Source organism: Bradyrhizobium sp. USDA 4454 (assembly GCF_054822705.1).
Genome location: NZ_JBTRCN010000001.1, coordinates 3,468,082 through 3,483,283, shown reverse-complemented (window position 1 = coordinate 3,483,283; position 15,202 = coordinate 3,468,082). Strand labels below are relative to the sequence as shown.

At 65.3% G+C, this 15,202-nt stretch carries 11 protein-coding genes and 1 pseudogene; 7 read left to right on the top strand and 5 right to left on the bottom strand.

What is annotated here, in order from left to right:
* Positions 1 to 53: 53 nt before the first annotated feature.
* From ACVIW0_RS16235 to ACVIW0_RS16220, 4 genes are all read right to left on the bottom strand, one after another.
* The gene (locus ACVIW0_RS16235; protein ID WP_461353224.1) at positions 54 to 500 is read right to left on the bottom strand and encodes a PPC domain-containing DNA-binding protein; all 447 of its coding nucleotides are present in this window, start codon (positions 498 to 500) and stop codon (positions 54 to 56) included.
* Positions 501 to 581: 81 nt separating this feature from the next.
* Positions 582 to 3,293, bottom strand: coding sequence for a bifunctional diguanylate cyclase/phosphodiesterase (locus ACVIW0_RS16230; protein ID WP_461353223.1), 2,712 nt, complete (start codon positions 3,291 to 3,293; stop codon positions 582 to 584).
* Between the two features lie 133 nt (positions 3,294 to 3,426).
* Entirely contained in the window at positions 3,427 to 3,939 is a 513-nt protein-coding gene (locus ACVIW0_RS16225) for a hypothetical protein (RefSeq protein ID WP_461353222.1), read from the bottom strand.
* Between the two features lie 217 nt (positions 3,940 to 4,156).
* Positions 4,157 to 4,651 (bottom strand): ArsI/CadI family heavy metal resistance metalloenzyme, encoded by a 495-nt coding sequence (locus ACVIW0_RS16220; RefSeq protein ID WP_461353221.1) that lies wholly within the window; start codon positions 4,649 to 4,651, stop codon positions 4,157 to 4,159.
* A 96-nt stretch (positions 4,652 to 4,747) separates the two neighbouring features.
* Between ACVIW0_RS16220 and ACVIW0_RS16215 the strand changes: the two are divergent.
* The 5 genes and pseudogenes from ACVIW0_RS16215 to ACVIW0_RS16195 all read left to right on the top strand — a co-directional run bounded on the left by ACVIW0_RS16215 (position 4,748) and on the right by ACVIW0_RS16195 (position 11,944).
* Positions 4,748 to 4,976: pseudogene (locus tag ACVIW0_RS16215) on the top strand (hypothetical protein).
* 92 nt (positions 4,977 to 5,068) lie between these two features.
* A complete protein-coding gene (locus ACVIW0_RS16210; protein WP_461353220.1) occupies positions 5,069 to 5,416 on the top strand; it encodes a hypothetical protein in 348 nt (115 codons plus the stop codon).
* Positions 5,417 to 5,527: 111 nt separating this feature from the next.
* Positions 5,528 to 6,751 (top strand): efflux RND transporter periplasmic adaptor subunit, encoded by a 1,224-nt coding sequence (locus ACVIW0_RS16205; protein WP_461353219.1) that lies wholly within the window; start codon positions 5,528 to 5,530, stop codon positions 6,749 to 6,751.
* Positions 6,744 to 9,968, top strand: coding sequence for an efflux RND transporter permease subunit (locus ACVIW0_RS16200; RefSeq protein ID WP_461353218.1), 3,225 nt, complete (start codon positions 6,744 to 6,746; stop codon positions 9,966 to 9,968). The genes ACVIW0_RS16205 and ACVIW0_RS16200 overlap by 8 nt, the downstream gene beginning before the upstream one ends.
* 134 nt (positions 9,969 to 10,102) lie before the next feature.
* Positions 10,103 to 11,944 carry an alkaline phosphatase family protein gene (locus ACVIW0_RS16195; protein ID WP_461353217.1) on the top strand — a complete coding sequence of 614 codons (1,842 nt, stop codon included), beginning with the start codon at positions 10,103 to 10,105 and terminating at the stop codon, positions 11,942 to 11,944.
* A 58-nt stretch (positions 11,945 to 12,002) separates the two neighbouring features.
* Here the strand turns inward: ACVIW0_RS16195 and ACVIW0_RS16190 are convergent, their stop codons facing one another.
* Entirely contained in the window at positions 12,003 to 12,584 is a 582-nt protein-coding gene (locus tag ACVIW0_RS16190; RefSeq protein ID WP_461353216.1) for a hypothetical protein, read from the bottom strand.
* A 399-nt stretch (positions 12,585 to 12,983) separates the two neighbouring features.
* On the opposite strand from ACVIW0_RS16190, the gene ACVIW0_RS16185 reads away from it, so the two are divergent.
* Together ACVIW0_RS16185 and ACVIW0_RS16180 are read left to right on the top strand one after the other, a co-directional pair.
* Positions 12,984 to 13,643, top strand: a complete 660-nt coding sequence (locus tag ACVIW0_RS16185) for a peroxiredoxin (protein WP_461353215.1) — start codon at positions 12,984 to 12,986, stop codon at positions 13,641 to 13,643.
* A 21-nt stretch (positions 13,644 to 13,664) separates the two neighbouring features.
* Positions 13,665 to 15,122, top strand: a complete 1,458-nt coding sequence (locus ACVIW0_RS16180; protein ID WP_461353214.1) for a cryptochrome/photolyase family protein — start codon at positions 13,665 to 13,667, stop codon at positions 15,120 to 15,122.
* Positions 15,123 to 15,202 lie beyond the last annotated feature (80 nt).

Below are 15,202 nucleotides of genomic sequence, written 5' to 3'. Positions count from 1 at the left end.
CAGCGTCCGCCCGATTTTTAGGAACTTTCAACCGGCAGCGTAATGCCGTCGGACTACCCGGCGACCGGGTCGATCAGGGCAATCCCGAGCTCGGGCCGCCTCCGGCGGCGCAGGTGGGTTGGCGCTTCCGTCACCACGACCTCCAGTGTCGGACGTACGATGCCGGCAAGCAGATGGCCACCGCGCGTCGAGCCGTCAGACAGCCCGAGCACGACATGAACATGCAGGCTGGCCTTGCCGTCGTCGCCGGTTGCGATATCGCCGATAGCGGACAACACCTCGCACTGCTCGCCGATCTCGATCTTGCGGTAGTTTTTCGACGCAAAGTCGAACCAGCCGACCGTCGCGCGCTCGAATGCGCCGATCGCGGTGAGCGATGCCGCCGTCAGCCTCGCATCGTTGGCGAACTTCGTCAGTGCGCCGAAGGCCTCCTCGCCGCTATCCAGCACGACGACGTGAACCTGCGCGCTGGGCGCATCGGATACGAGCTTGCTCTTCATGGACCGCCTCACATCTCGGGAGCTTTCGCTCTCAATCGGGGGCGCTGCGGATTGTTCCTGACGGGTCGGACCAGTGAGCGCTCAGGCGGCGTCCTCGACGCTATCGGCCGCAAGCAGCGTGCGGACATCCTGTGCAGGAACCGGCCTGCTGAACAGATAGCCCTGCATCTGCGTGCAGCCGAGCATCTGCACGGTGTCGCGCTGCTGATCGGTCTCGACACCCTCGGCCGTCGTGATCATGTTGCGATCGGCGGCGATCGAGACCACCGCACGGATGATCGAGGCCGAGCCCGAGTTGCGGGTCACTTCCCTGACGAAGCTGCGGTCGATCTTGATCTTGTCGAACGGGAAGCGCTGCAGATATTGCAGCGACGAGTACCCGGTGCCGAAATCGTCCAGCGCGATGTGGACGCCGAGCGCACGGAGCTGGCCGAGCGTGATCAGCGCGGCATCGTCATCGGCGATCAGCACCGCCTCGGTGATCTCGAGTTCGAGCCGGCGCGGGTCGAGCCCGCTCTCGGCGAGCGCGTCGGCAACCTTCAGCGCCAGCGTCTCCGACTTGAACTGGATCGGCGAGACGTTGACCGCAAGCCGCACATGCGCGGGCCAGGCCGCTGCCTCGATGCAGGCGGTGCGCAGCACCCACTGCCCGATCTCCTCGATCAACCCGGTCTCCTCGGCGACCGGTATGAAATCCACCGGCGAGATCATGCCGCGCGACGGATGACGCCAGCGCAGCAGCGCCTCGCAGCCGGTCACCTCGTCGCTGCGCAGGTCGACCAGCGGCTGGTAATGCAATTCGAAGCCGCCCTCGGCCAGCGCGGTTCGCAGGTCCGCCTCCAGCGCACGGCGCAGATTGGCCTGCTTCTCCATCGCCGGATCGAAGAAGCGATAGGTCCTGCGGCCGGCGGCCTTAGCCGCGTACATGGCAAGGTCGGCGCATTTCAGCAGGCCGAACAGGTCGGCGCCGTGGCGCGGGGCGATCGCGATGCCGATGCTGGCATCGCTCGACAGCCGATGGCCGAGGCAGTCGAACGGCGTGCGCAGCGACTGATAGACGCGCGCGACCAGATCGCTGACGTCGTCGTCCGACGTGACGTCGTGCTGGACGATCGCGAACTCGTCGCCCCCTAGGCGCGCGACGAAGTCGTTCGATCCGACCGATTGGCGCAGCCTCTCGGCCACGCGACGCAGGAATTCGTCACCGATCGGATGGCCGAGCGTATCGTTGATCCGCTTGAACTCGTCGATATCGATATAGTGGATCGCGAATTCGCGCACCTCTGCCGCGCGCAACAGCTCTTCCGCGTGGCGCTGGAACAGGGTCCGGTTCGGCAGGTTGGTCAGCGCATCATAATGCGCGAGATATTCGATTCGCGCCTGCGCACGCCGCCCGTCGGTGACGTCCTCGAGCGTGGTGGCCCAGCCGCCGTCCGGCGCGCGCTTGTAGATCAGGCGGATGCTGCGGCCGTCGGGCGTCACGATCAGGGAGTCCCGGACCTGGTCACCCCTCGGATCGGTGAAGCAGGCGCAATAGGCGTCGACATCGCCGATGAACGAGCCGAGCGCCTGACGATGCAGGATCAGGTCGCGCAGATGGCATCCGGGTTTGACGATGTCGGGCGACAGGCCGAACATATCGATATATTGCTGGTTGCAGATCACGAGGCGCCCCGAGGCGTCGAACAGCAGCAGCCCCTGCGTCATGGTGTTGATTGCAGTGTCGAGGTGCTGGCTCTTCTCGGACAGCCGGCGCTGCGCCGCATCGTGCTGCCGTTGCAGCTGCCGGACGATCAGGAACACCATCATGATGACGATCAGCACCGCCAGCACCGCGGCACAGAACTGCAGCTTGGTCTGGGCGCGCCAGTCCTCCAGCGCGCTGGAGGTCTTTGTGGTGGCCAGGATCAGGATTGGAAAGTGCGACAGCGAGCGGACCGCGCCGACATTCTCCTCGCCGGCAGCGCCGATGAAGCGCCCGGACGTGTTGCCGCCGAGGCCGATGATCTTGCGGAACAGCGACTGGTCGGTGATGTTGCTGCCGACCACGCTCGCATCCTGCGGATACCGCGCGATGATGGTGCCATCGCGATGGATCATCGAGATCACGGTGTCGCCGTTCAGCGCCAGCGAGGCCACGAAATCCTCGAAATGGCTGGGCTCGACGCCGCGGCTCGCAAAGCCGATGATCTCGCCGTTGCGCCCGGTAATCTTGCGGGCAAAGATCGTAGTCCAGTTGCCCGTCACCTTGCTCATCGCGGGCTCGACGATCACGGGCGATGTCGGCCGTCCCGACGTGAACTCCTGGTAGTAGCGCCGGTCCGCGATGCTGACGTCCGGCACCGGCCACATCTCGGACGAGTTGATCAGCCATCCCTTGGCGTTGAAGAGGTTAAGCCCGCCGACATGCGGCAGCGCCGCCAGCCGCGTGCGCAGCATCTCGTGCGCGCTGAGCAGCGACATGCTTTTATCGAACTGATCGGCGGTCTCGACCTGTTCGGACCGCAAATAATTCAGGATGTCGTCGTGGACGTGCTGGAGATCGCTGAGCTGTTGGTCGAAATGCCGTGACAGCAGGAGCGCGGTGTTGTTGAGCTCGCGCTCCGACACCTCCAGCGCGCGTTCCCGGAACTGCAGGGCGAGGTAGCCAGTGCCAAGCGTGATCGCGAGCACCAAAAGCGCGGCACTCAGGACGAGCCACTGAACGGCACTCATCCGCGTGGCGCGCAACACACCTGTGATCGACAGCCGCCGGTGTTCCGGCATCACGCTGTTGTTTTGGACGACCGACATTTCCTGCCCCTGTGGCTGCCCTTCTACGGGAGCACAACCCAAGGGGTCGTTAGGAAAATCAGTTATCGGACGGTTAAGGCGAACGCGCACGCGAGCGCGATCGGCAGGTCGATCGTCAGGAGACTGCCACAGCCTATGCCGCCGCCTCCTTCAGGCTGCACTCGATCAGCGCGCCATCGATGGTGAATTTCGAGAATGGCGAGAACGGCGTCACCGCCTTGAGTGCTGCGAAGAATTGCGAGTCGCCCGGAGACTTCAGGAGAAACCGGATGTGATTGGCCGACAGCGCGTCGCGCGACAGCCAGACGACGCCGGAGAACAGCGCCACGAGCATTTGCGCGTAATCGCTGGTGTCCGCGAGGCCGAGATCGTAGATCGGAGACACATTGACGAAGCGCGCGCTGAGCGCCGGCGCCGTATACCGGCTCATCAACAGGCGGCGGACCTGGCAGACCGCGTGGACCCGCTCTCCGTCGGTCAGGTGATACAGACCCTGGCTGTCCCCCTCCCTGGCGGTCAACGCTTCAAACGCGGCGATGCCGCCGAAAGCGGCAAAATCCTCTCCGACGCCTTCAGCGTCCTTCTTCCATTGTGCCCTGATGTGACGCCAGGACCGCTCAGGATCCTTGAGTGGCAAAAGCCGCATGGTTAAGGGGCTGTTAGCACGAGGGGAGTCGACGCCGGGATAATATGTCGCAGGCATTAAGCCTTTGCTTACGGCGGTAACCGGCTGCGTCGATGGGACGGCTGCCGTGTCGACCGGTAGCCCGGATGAAGCGCAGCGAAATCCGGGAGCCGGTTCAAGCGGTGGCGCTTTCCCGGATTTCGCTTCGCTGCATCCGGGCTACAAAATACGCAATCGCTCACGGCTTGCAGCAGGCCGAAGCCTCTGATGGCGCGGCCTGCGGCTGCGGCGCGCAACAGGTGCTTTGCGTCTCGCCCTGCTTTTCGTGCGCGACGCGCGCGGTCCGCTCGCCGCTGCCGTCGCCATAGACGATGCTCTCACCGGTAGTGTGAAACGTCTCCCAGGCGATCCCTGCGGGATCGTCGATCCAGGACTTCTCCGACTTGGCGTAGCAGCACACGGTCTGGCCCTGCTCGATCACCTCGCCGCCCGCTTTGCGCAGCCGGCCATAGACCTCGCCGAGTTCTTCGGCGCTCTCCACCTGGATACCGAGATGATCGAGGCCCGGCTCGCGGCCGCGGGTCGAGATCGCGAAGTTGACGCGGGGGTCGTCGAGCATCCATTTGGCATAGTCGGATTTGACGACCGAAGGTTCAGCCCCGAACAGCGCCGAGTAGAAGCCGACCGATTGCGGGATGTCCTTGACGGCGACGTGAACATGCATGCGCTTCATAGGGCAGTCCTTTTCGAGCAGCGGCGAGGCTGATGGATATTCCATCCCAAGCATGCTCAGATATCAACAGTGTTACAACAAGGGTTCTACCGCGCGATGGATGCGCTGACGCTGTTCGGATTGTTCGCGGTGACCATGATGCTGGTCTGCTACGCGGCCGAAGATCGCAGCCCCTGGTTCATCCTGGCCTTCGCGGTGGTCGTGCGCGCTCGGCTCGGCCTACGGTTTCCTGCAAGGCGCCTGGCCGTTCGGCCTGGTCGAGGCGATCTGGGCCGTCGTCGCGGCGCGACGGTGGTGGCTGCGCCGAACCGCCGCGGGCGTGTAACGTTATACTATCCGCGGCCAATCTGTCGCGGCGGCGAACTTGAATGCACGCGGTCACGGCGCTAAGTAGGCGCCATGGCCGCATCGGGCAGCATGATTCAGTCTTCTCGCGCAACCGGACCGCGCCGCTGGCGCAGCCTGCTTGCGGGATTGATCTCGCTTGCGCTGGTGCTGTCGTTCTTCCACGGCTGGGCGTTCGACGGCGATGATGATGCGGCAGCCGACTTCGCCATCGCACAGTCGATCGACGACACCGGCGGCAAAGCCCCCGCGCATCCGGCCTCACTGCATGGCGATCACTGCCTGACACACGTCGCCTCGGTCGCTCCGCAGGAAACAGCGCTCCCGATCGCCTATGCGCCGCACCGCTATGGCGACCGCAGCATCGAGCTGCCGGCATCGGCCGACCGTCTCTCTCCTTTCAAACCACCCCGCGCCTGATCCGGTCGGCATGACCAGCCGCGCGCGACTGCCCTTCGGCAGCGCGCATGCTTGCACAGATCGATGTCGCGACAGCGCACAGCCATCGGCCGGCGCTGCGGAGAGGCGCACATGAAACGGGTTGTTCTATTTTTCGCCGGCGTCGCCGCCGGCATTGCACTGGCATTCCTGGCCGCCGGATCGATCGCCTGGCCGGTCAAGTTCCCGGCCACGACGCAGGAGTCTGTGTCCGAGCGTCCACCGAAAGCCGAGGCCAAGCATGATTCCCCCGGACATATCGAGCTGGGCGAGGACCAGATTCGCGAAGCCGGCATCACGCTCGCGCAAGCCAGCGGCGGCATGCTGAAGCGGCATTTCCTCGCGCCGGGATCGCTGATCCCGGATGCCGACCATATCGGCCGCGTGTCGGTGCGCGTGCTCGCCACCGTCACGGAACTGCGCAAGCGCCTCGGCGACGTCGTCGAGAAAGGCGAGATCGTCGCCGCGATCGAGAGCCGCGAGGTCGCCGACGCCAAGAGCGAATACCTCGCCGCACGGCTCACCAACGATCTGCAGCAGACGCTCTACATCAGGCAGAAGACACTGGTGGAGACCCGCATCGTCTCGGAGAACGAGTTCCTGCGCACGCGGCTGAGCGCGAACGACGCCCAGATCAAGCTCGACGGCGCGCGGCAGAAGCTGTTCGCGCTTGGCTTGTCGGAAAGCGAGATCGCCGACCTTCCCAACCAGCCGCCGGAGAGCCTGCGGACCCAGTTCCTGCGCGCGCCGATCAGCGGCCGGGTCTCCGAGCGGCGAGTCGATCTCGGCGGGTTGATCGGGCGCGAGGGCCAGGAGAGCGAGCTCTACGTCATCGTCAATCTCGACGACATCTGGGTCGACCTGGCGGTCTCGCCGGAGGATATCAACGCGGTCCGCGAAGGCGTGTCGGTGAAAATCCGCGCCATCGGCACCGAGGACGAAGCCAGCGCCGGCGTGATCTTCGTCAGCCCCCTGCTCGACCGCGAGACCCGCAACGCCCGCGTGATCGCGACCATGCCCAACAAGGACCACCGTTGGAAGCCCGGGACCTTCGTCACCGCGGAGGTCCCGCTGTCAGGCGCGCCGTCGACCATCGTCATCCCGAAGAAGGCACTTCAAACCATCAAGGGGACGCCGACCGTGTTCGTGCGCGATGCCGACGGCTTCGAGGCGCGGTCGGTGCGCACCGGCCGCGAGGACGACGACGACATCGAGATCGTCACCGGTCTCGCCGCCGGCGAGACCATCGCGGTGCAGAGCACGTTTACGCTGAAGGCCGAGGTCGAGAAGGACGAGGCGGAGCACGGCCATGATTGAGCGCATCATCGCTCTCGCGATCCAGCGGCGCTGGGTCGTCGTCGCGCTGGCGGCGATCCTGATGTTCATCGGCGGCCTGGCATTGACCAAGCTGCCGATCGACGCAGTACCCGACATCACCAACAAGCAGGTCCAGATCAACACCGTGGCGCCGGCGCTGGCGCCGGCCGAGATCGAGAAGCAGATCACCTTCCCGATCGAAACCGCGCTGGCGGGTGCGCCGGGGCTGGAAAGCACACGCTCGCTCTCCCGCAACGGCTTCTCGCAGATCACGGCGGTGTTCAGCGAATCCACCGACATTTATTTCGCGCGCCAGCAGGTCGGCGAACGCCTAACGGAGGTGCGCGCGCGCCTGCCGCAAGGCATCGAGCCGCGGATCGGCCCGACGTCGACCGGTCTCGGCGAAATCTACATGTGGACCGTCCACTACTCCGGCGAGAAGGTCGAGAACGACGGCGCGCCGGGCCTGCAAAGCGACGGCCGCTTCCTGACCGCGGACGGTCAGGTGCTGCACAGCGAGGTCGAGAAGGACGCCTATCTGCGCACGGTGCAGGACTGGATCATCAAGCCGCAGATCAAGATGGTGCCAGGTATCGCCGGCGTCGATTCGATCGGCGGCTATCTCAAGCAGTACCAGGTTCATCCCGATGCGGCGAAGCTGATCGCGCTCGGCCTCACCTTCGCCGACGTCGCCAAGGCAATCGAGAGCAACAATGTCAGCCGCGGCGCGCGCTATATCGAGCGCAACGGAGAAGGCTTCGTGGTGCGCGCCGGCGGCCGGCTCGAGAACATCGAGGAGCTCGGCGCCGTCGTCGTCACCACGCGCGGCGGCGTCCCGGTCCGGATCCGCGACCTCGCGACGCTCTCGATCGGCGGCGAGACACGCACCGGCAGCGCCAGCGAGAACGGCCGTGAGGTCGTGGTCGGCACCGCGCTGATGCTGATCGGCGCCAACAGCCGCACGGTGTCGGCCGCGGTCGACGCCAGGCTGCGCGCGATCACGCCGTCCTTGCCGGCAGGCGTGGAGGTCGAGACGGTGCTGGACCGCACCCAGCTGGTCGATGCGACCATCGGCACCGTGGCCCGCAACCTCAGCGAAGGCGCGCTGCTGGTGATCGCGGTGCTCTTTGTGTTGCTCGGTAACTTCCGGGCGGCGCTGATCACGGCGCTGGTGATCCCGATCGCGATGCTGATGACCGCCATCGGGATGTGGCAGGGGCGCATCAGCGCCAATCTGATGAGCCTCGGTGCGCTGGATTTCGGCCTGATCGTCGACGGCGCCGTCATCATCACCGAGAACAGCCTGCGTCATCTCGCCGAGAAGCAGCAAGCGCTCGGCCGCGTGCTGACGCGCGACGAACGGCTGGCGACGGTGCGCACCTCCGCCGTCGAAATGGTGCAGCCGAGCCTCTACGGCCAGGCCATCATCCTCTTGGTCTATGTGCCGCTGCTCACCTTCACCGGCGTCGAGGGCAAGATGTTCGAGCCGATGGCGCTGACCGTGATCCTCGCGCTCGCGGCCGCCTTCGTGCTGTCGCTGACGCTGGTGCCCGCGCTGATCGCGATCGGCATCACCGGCCGCGTGCGGGAGAAGGACAACTGGCTGGTTGCCGCGCTGAAGCGCTGCTACAGCCCACTGCTGCGGCGCGCAGTGACAGCGTCCGTTCCCGTGATTGCGGTGGCGGTCGTGCTGTTCGCCACCGCTTTGTTCGCCTTCTTCCGTCTTGGCCAGGAGTTCATCCCCTCGCTTGACGAGAAGAACATCGCGATGCACGCGCTGAGGATTCCGAGCACGGCGCTGTCGCAGTCGCAGGCGATGCAGCTCTCGGTCGAGAAGGCCGTCAGCCGATTCCCGCAGGTGTCGTTCGTGTTCTCCAAGACCGGCACCGCGGAGGTGGCAAGCGACCCGATGCCGCCGAACGCCTCCGACACCTTCATCATCCTGAAGCCGCGCGAGCAGTGGCCGGATCCATCGCTGACCAAGGAGCAGTTGATCGAGGACATCTCGAAAGCGGTCGGCCGGCTGCCGGGCAACGTCTATGAATTCACCCAGCCGATCCAGATGCGCTTCAACGAATTGCTCGCCGGCGTGCGCGGCGACATCGCGGTCAAGGTGTTCGGCGACGAGTTCGAGCCGATGCAGAAGGCCGCGAACCAGATCGCGGCCGCCTTGCGCGGCGTGCGCGGCGCGACCGACGTCAAGGTCGAGCAGGCCAGCGGCCTCCCCGTGCTCGAGATCAAGGTCGACAAGGCGGCGATCGCCCGGCGCGGCCTCAGCGTCTCCGAGGTCCAGGGCGTGATCGGTGCCGCGGTCGGCGGTCAGGACGCCGGCGTCGTCTATGAGGGCGATCGCAGCTTCGACATCGTGGTGCGACTGCCGGAGAGCGTCCGCTCCGATCTCGAGGCGTTGAGCAATCTGCCGGTCGCCTTGCCGAAGGCGACGCCGAGCTCGCCGGTGCAGAGCCTGCCGCTCAACCGCGTCGCGCAGTTCTCCTTCACCGAGGGACCGAACCAGATCAGCCGCGAGAACGGCAAGCGCCGCATCGTGGTGACGGCCAATGTCCGCGGCCGCGATCTCGGCTCGGTGGTCGAGGAAGCGCAGACGAAAGTCGCGCAAACGGTCAAGCTGCCGCCGGGCTACTGGATGACATGGGGCGGCCAGTCCGAGAATCTCGCCACGGCGCGCGAGCGCCTAGCCGTCGTGGTGCCGGCCTGCTTTGCCATGATCTTCCTGTTGCTGCTGGCGGCGATGGGGTCAGTGCGCGACGCGCTCCTGGTGTTCAGCGCGGTGCCGCTGGCGCTCACCGGCGGCATCGCGGCGCTGTGGCTGCGCGGCATGCCGTTCTCGATCTCGGCGGCGGTCGGCTTCATCGCGCTGTCGGGCGTTGCGGTGCTCAACGGGCTCGTAATGCTGAGCTTCGTGCGGCAATTGCGCGAGCAAGGTGTGCCGCTGCGCGATGCGATCGAGCAAGGCGCCCTCACCCGCTTCCGGCCGGTGGTGATGACGGCACTGGTGGCCTCGCTCGGCTTCGTACCGATGGCTTTCGCCACCGGCACCGGCGCCGAGGTGCAGAAGCCGCTCGCCACCGTCGTGATCGGCGGCCTGATCAGCGCGACCCTGCTGACGCTTGCCGTGCTGCCCGCGCTCTATGCCCGGTACGGCCATGCCGGCAGCGCTGCGCAGAGTGAGAGGACCGCGGTTCAGCCGGCGGAATGAGGGTATGGTGACCGGCATTCGCCAAGGAAAATCCGGCAGTTGCAGCGCCGAACCAGCGTTGTAACAATTGTGTCATATGGCAAAACTAAACGAAGGCTGCGGCTGCCGCGGACTTCATCAGGGGGAATAACAAGATGCGTCGTGCCATTACGTTGCTGTCCGGGAGCATGATCGCGCTCTCAGTGGGCGCCGCCTCGGCGCAAAATGCAAAGCCCCGCAATCTGATCCTGTTCGTTCCCGACGGCCTGCGCGGCGGCATCGTGACGCCGGAGACGGCGCCGGCGATGGCCGAGATCCGCGACAAGGGCGTCCACTTCAAGAACTCGCATTCGCTGTTCCCGACCTTCACGATGGCGAACGGCTCGGCGCTGTCGACAGGCCATTATCTCGGCGACACCGGCACCTTCTCCAACACGATCTTCACCGGCTACAGCTCGGTGCCGGCCGGCGACACCGTGGTGCCGTTCATCGAGAACGACGCCGTGCTCGCCGATATCGACGATCACTTCAACGGCGACTATCTCAACGAGGAGACGCTGTTGAAGATGGCCCGCGGCCAGGGTTTCAGCACCGCCGCCATCGGCAAGGTCGGCCCGACCCTGCTGTTCGACCACACCGATCGCGGCAAGAACACGATCGTGATCGACGATTCCACCGGCGGCAAGACCGGCGTGCCGCTCTCCGACGAGATGAAGGACGCGTTGACCAAGGCCGGGCTGCCGCTTGCCACGCCGAGCCGCGGCGACAACGCCAAGGCCGGCGACGCCAAGACGCCCGGCACCACGGTCGCCAATGTCGCCCAGCAGGCCTACATGGCCGATGTCGCGAGCAAGATCGTGCTGCCGATGTTCAAGGCGCGCAACAAGCCGTTCGTGCTGGTGTTCTGGTCGCGCGATCCCGACGGCAGCCAGCACAACACCGGCGACAGCCTCAACACCATCGACCCCGGCATCAACGGTCCGACCTCGATGGCCGGCATCAAGAATGCCGACAACAACCTCGCCCAGCTCCGCAAGGCGCTCGACGAGCTCGGGCTGTCCGCCACCACCAACATCATGGTCTCCTCCGATCACGGCTTCTCGACGATCTCGAAGGAGAGCAAGACCAGCCCCTCGGCCAAGGTCGCCTACGGCGACACGCCGAAGGATTTCCTGCCGATGGGCTTTCTGGCGATCGATCTCGCCAAGGCGCTGGACCTGCCGCTGTTCGATCCCAACGACAAGAACGCCAAGGTCGCCGACAACGCCCATCCGAAGGCCGGCAACGGCGTGCTCGGCCAGGATCCGACCAAGCCTGACGTCGTGATCGCGACCAATGGCGGCTCCGACCTGATCTACCTGCCGAACCGCGACAAGAAGCTCGCCGACCGCGTCATCAACGCGCTGCTCGAGCAGGACTATGTCAGCGGCCTGTTTGTCGACGACAAGCTCGGCAACTTCCCCGGCACGTTGCCGATGTCGAACCTCAATCTGAAGGGCAAGGCGGTGACGCCAAACCCGTCGATCGTGGTCAACTTCCGCTCCTGGTCGAGCGGCTGCCCGATTCCGACCAACTGCTCGGTGCAGATCGCCGACACTGTGCTGCGCCAGGGCCAGGGCATGCATGGCAGCTTCAGTCGCGGCGACACCTACAACTTCACCGCCGCGATCGGCCCCGACTTCAAGGCCGGCTATGTCGATCCGCTGCCGGTCAGCAACGCCGATGTCGGCATGACCGCGGCGCAATTGCTCGGCCTGCGCGCGCCGAACAATGGCGGGCTGATCGGCCGCGTGATGTCGGAAGCGCTGCCGAACGGCATCGTGCCGAAGATGGCCGAGGGCACTCTGGTGTCGAAGAAGGCGTCAGCCAACGGGCTGCGCACGGTGCTGAAATTCCAGCGCGTGCTCTCGACCCGCTATTTCGACGTCGCCGGGTTCCCGGGACGGACGCTGGGGCTCGAGGAGAGCGACGGCAAACAGAAAACGGCGGGGAAGTGATCCCCGCCGCCCTCACTTGAAGCCGTTTCGTTCGGGATGATCACATCATCCCGGATGATTACATCATCCCGATGTCGAACACGTTGGGCAGCTGGGTCGCCAGCGGCAGCGCGGCCGCGCCGACCAGCGTCGCCACCATTGCAGCCAGTGCACGGCCGGTGCGGCGCTGGCCGCGCATCTGGCCCGCGATCCACTCGAGGACCTTGGTGTCGATCTTGGCGCCCTGCGTCGGCGCCCAGCGGTCGATCTCGGTGTCCGGCGACAGCGCCACCGTGCGCGGCGGCACCGGCAGGCCGGACTCGGAGGCGGCATGGTGGGCGATCGCCTTGGCGAGCAGGTCATCGAACCGGCCGCCATCGCTGCGCTCGGCAGCCGCCTCGTTGATCGCGAACAGCGCCTCGATCTCGGCCCGGCTGACCGGCTGATGGTCGACCGCGGCCGCCGTCAGGATGCGCGCGCACCAGGCAGCGTCATCGGCATCGAGGGACCGGGAGAAATGGATACGGCCCTTGGTGGTCGGGCCTTCGCCGGTGATGACGCCGTCGCGTACGATGGTCAGCGCATGGGCGGCGGTCTTGCGGCAGGACGGATGCAACGCACCGCTGAGAGGCTCAGCGGTCTTGGTACTTGGGGTAGACATTGTGGGAGCTTTCAATTCCTATCTCAGGCCAGCTTTTCCATGCGGGCGTAAACGAGTGGTTAATGATTCGGAACTTGAGGTCCGAGATTTTTAGATGGTTGCTATTTGGTCGATTTAAACGCTGTTGCGGTTCAGTCCTATAGCAGCCAAGGGGTCGTCGAGCCCGGCGTGATGACGGCGATAAGCGGCTTTATCTAGGCAATTCCAGGCTTTTGTGCCGCAGTTGATATTTCGCCGCAGGGGCCCGGATCAAAACAAGTTGCTTGGAATTCCGCCTTCAAGGAGAAATGTTTCACCTTTTTTCAGAACCCGTTCACTTAAGCCTTTTCGAGTCCTATACTGGAACAGACCACCTCAAATACAGATTTATCTGCAACTTCAAAGGGATGAGGTAAAATCATGGCACTTCAGATTGGCGCTGTCGCCCCCGACTTCGAAGCCGAGACGACCGAAGGAAAGATCAAGTTCCATGACTGGATCGGCAACAGTTGGGCGCTTTTGTTCTCCCATCCCAAGGACTTCACCCCGGTCTGCACCACCGAGCTCGGCACCCTCGCCCGCCTGAAGCCCGAATTCGACAAGCGCGGCGTCAAGCTGTTGGGCCTCTCGGTCGATCCGGTCGACCGCCACGCCAAATGGTCCGAGGACATCAAGGAGACCCAGGGTGCGGCACCGAACTACCCGATGATCGGCGACACCGACTACAACGTGTCGAAGCTCTACGACATGCTGCCGGCCTCGACCTCGGGCGATCCCCTCACCCGCACGCCGGCGGACAACCAGACCGTCCGCAACGTCTTCATCATCGGGCCCGACAAGAAGATCAAGCTGGTGCTGGTCTACCCGATGACCACCGGCCGGAACTTCCAGGAGATCCTGCGCGTCATCGACTCGCTGCAACTCACCGCCAAGCATCGCGTCGCCACGCCCGCCGACTGGAAGCAGGGCGAGGACGTGATCATCGCGGGCTCGGTCAACAACGACGAGGCCAAGACGATCTACCCGCAGGGCTGGAAAGAACCGAAGCCCTATATCCGCATCGTGCCGCAGCCGAAGTAATGGCCGGAACGACGAGGTCGAGTGGCTAGGACGCAGCCCGTTATCGTCTGGTTCCGCGACGATTTGCGGCTGTCGGACCACCCGGCCCTGCACGAGGCAGCCAGCCGCGGCGCTCCCGTTGTTGGCCTCTATGTCCGCGACGAAACAAGCTTGAAAGCTCCGGCCGCGCGCCCCCTCGGGGGCGCGACGCGATGGTGGCTGGCGCAGTCGCTGCGCGCGCTCAGCCAGAGCCTTGAGGCGATCGGTGGAACGCTGGTGCTGCGCACCGGACCAGCCGCCTCCGTGATCGCCACGCTGGCGCGCGAAACCAATGCCGCCGCCGTGTTCTGGAACGACATCGCGCAGGCGCCGCATCAAGCGGTTGGCGCCGAAGTTGAATCGGCGCTCGCAAGTGATGGCATAGACTCGCAAATCTTGCCCGGCGACCTGCTGGTCGAACCCAAGGCGATCCGCAACAAGGACAACCGCGGCCTGCGCGTGTTCACGCCATTCTGGCGGCGCGTGCAGGGGCTCGGCGATCCGCCCAAACCGCTGCCGGCACCGAAGAAGCTGACATCGGTCAGCGGCATCGCGAGCGAAGACCTCGACGATTGGCAGCTTGAGCCGACCCGGCCCGATTGGGCCGGCGGCCTACGCGAGACCTGGACACCGGGCGAAGCCGCGGCCCAAGCCCGGCTGAAGGCGTTCCTCGATGACGGTATCAAGAGCTACACGAACGACCGCGATCGGCCCGACCGCGACGGCACCTCGCGCCTGTCGCCGCATCTGCGCTTCGGCGAGATCAGCCCGCGACAGATCTGGCACGCCGCGCGCTTCGCCGCCGCCGAGCACCCGCGCCTGGCCGGCGACATCGACAAGTTCCTCAGCGAGCTCGGCTGGCGCGAGTTCTGCCGCCATTTGCTGTTCGACGTTCCTGACCTCGCCGAGCGGAATTTGCAGGCGCATTTCGACGCCTTTCCGTGGAAACGCGACGCCCGCTCATTGAAGGCATGGCAGCGCGGCCTGACCGGCTACCCGATCGTCGACGCCGGCATGCGCGAGCTCTGGTACACCGGCGTGATGCACAATCGGGTGCGGATGGGGGTGGCCTCGTTCCTGGTCAAGCACCTGCTGATCGACTGGCGCGCCGGCGAGCAGTGGTTCTGGGACACGCTGGTCGACGCCGACGCCGGCTCCAACCCGGCGAACTGGCAATGGGTCGCCGGCTCCGGCGCCGATGCGGCGCCGTATTTCCGCGTCTTCAATCCGATCCTGCAGGGCGAGAAGTTCGATCCCGACGGCGCCTATGTCAGGCGCTGGGTGCCCGAGCTGGCGCAGCTCCCCGACAACCTGGTCCATCAGCCCTGGACTGCGACGCCGATCGAACTCGCCAGCGCTGGCGTCGAGCTCGGCAAGACCTACCCACAACCGATCGTCGATCACAAGCAAGGCCGCGAACGCGCGCTTGCGGCCTACGCGAAGATCCGGGGCAAGGACTAAAGCGTTTTCGAGCGAAGTGGGTACCGGTTCGCGTGAAGAAAACGCGTCAAGATAGGAATCTAGAGCCCTGTTCCGATCTA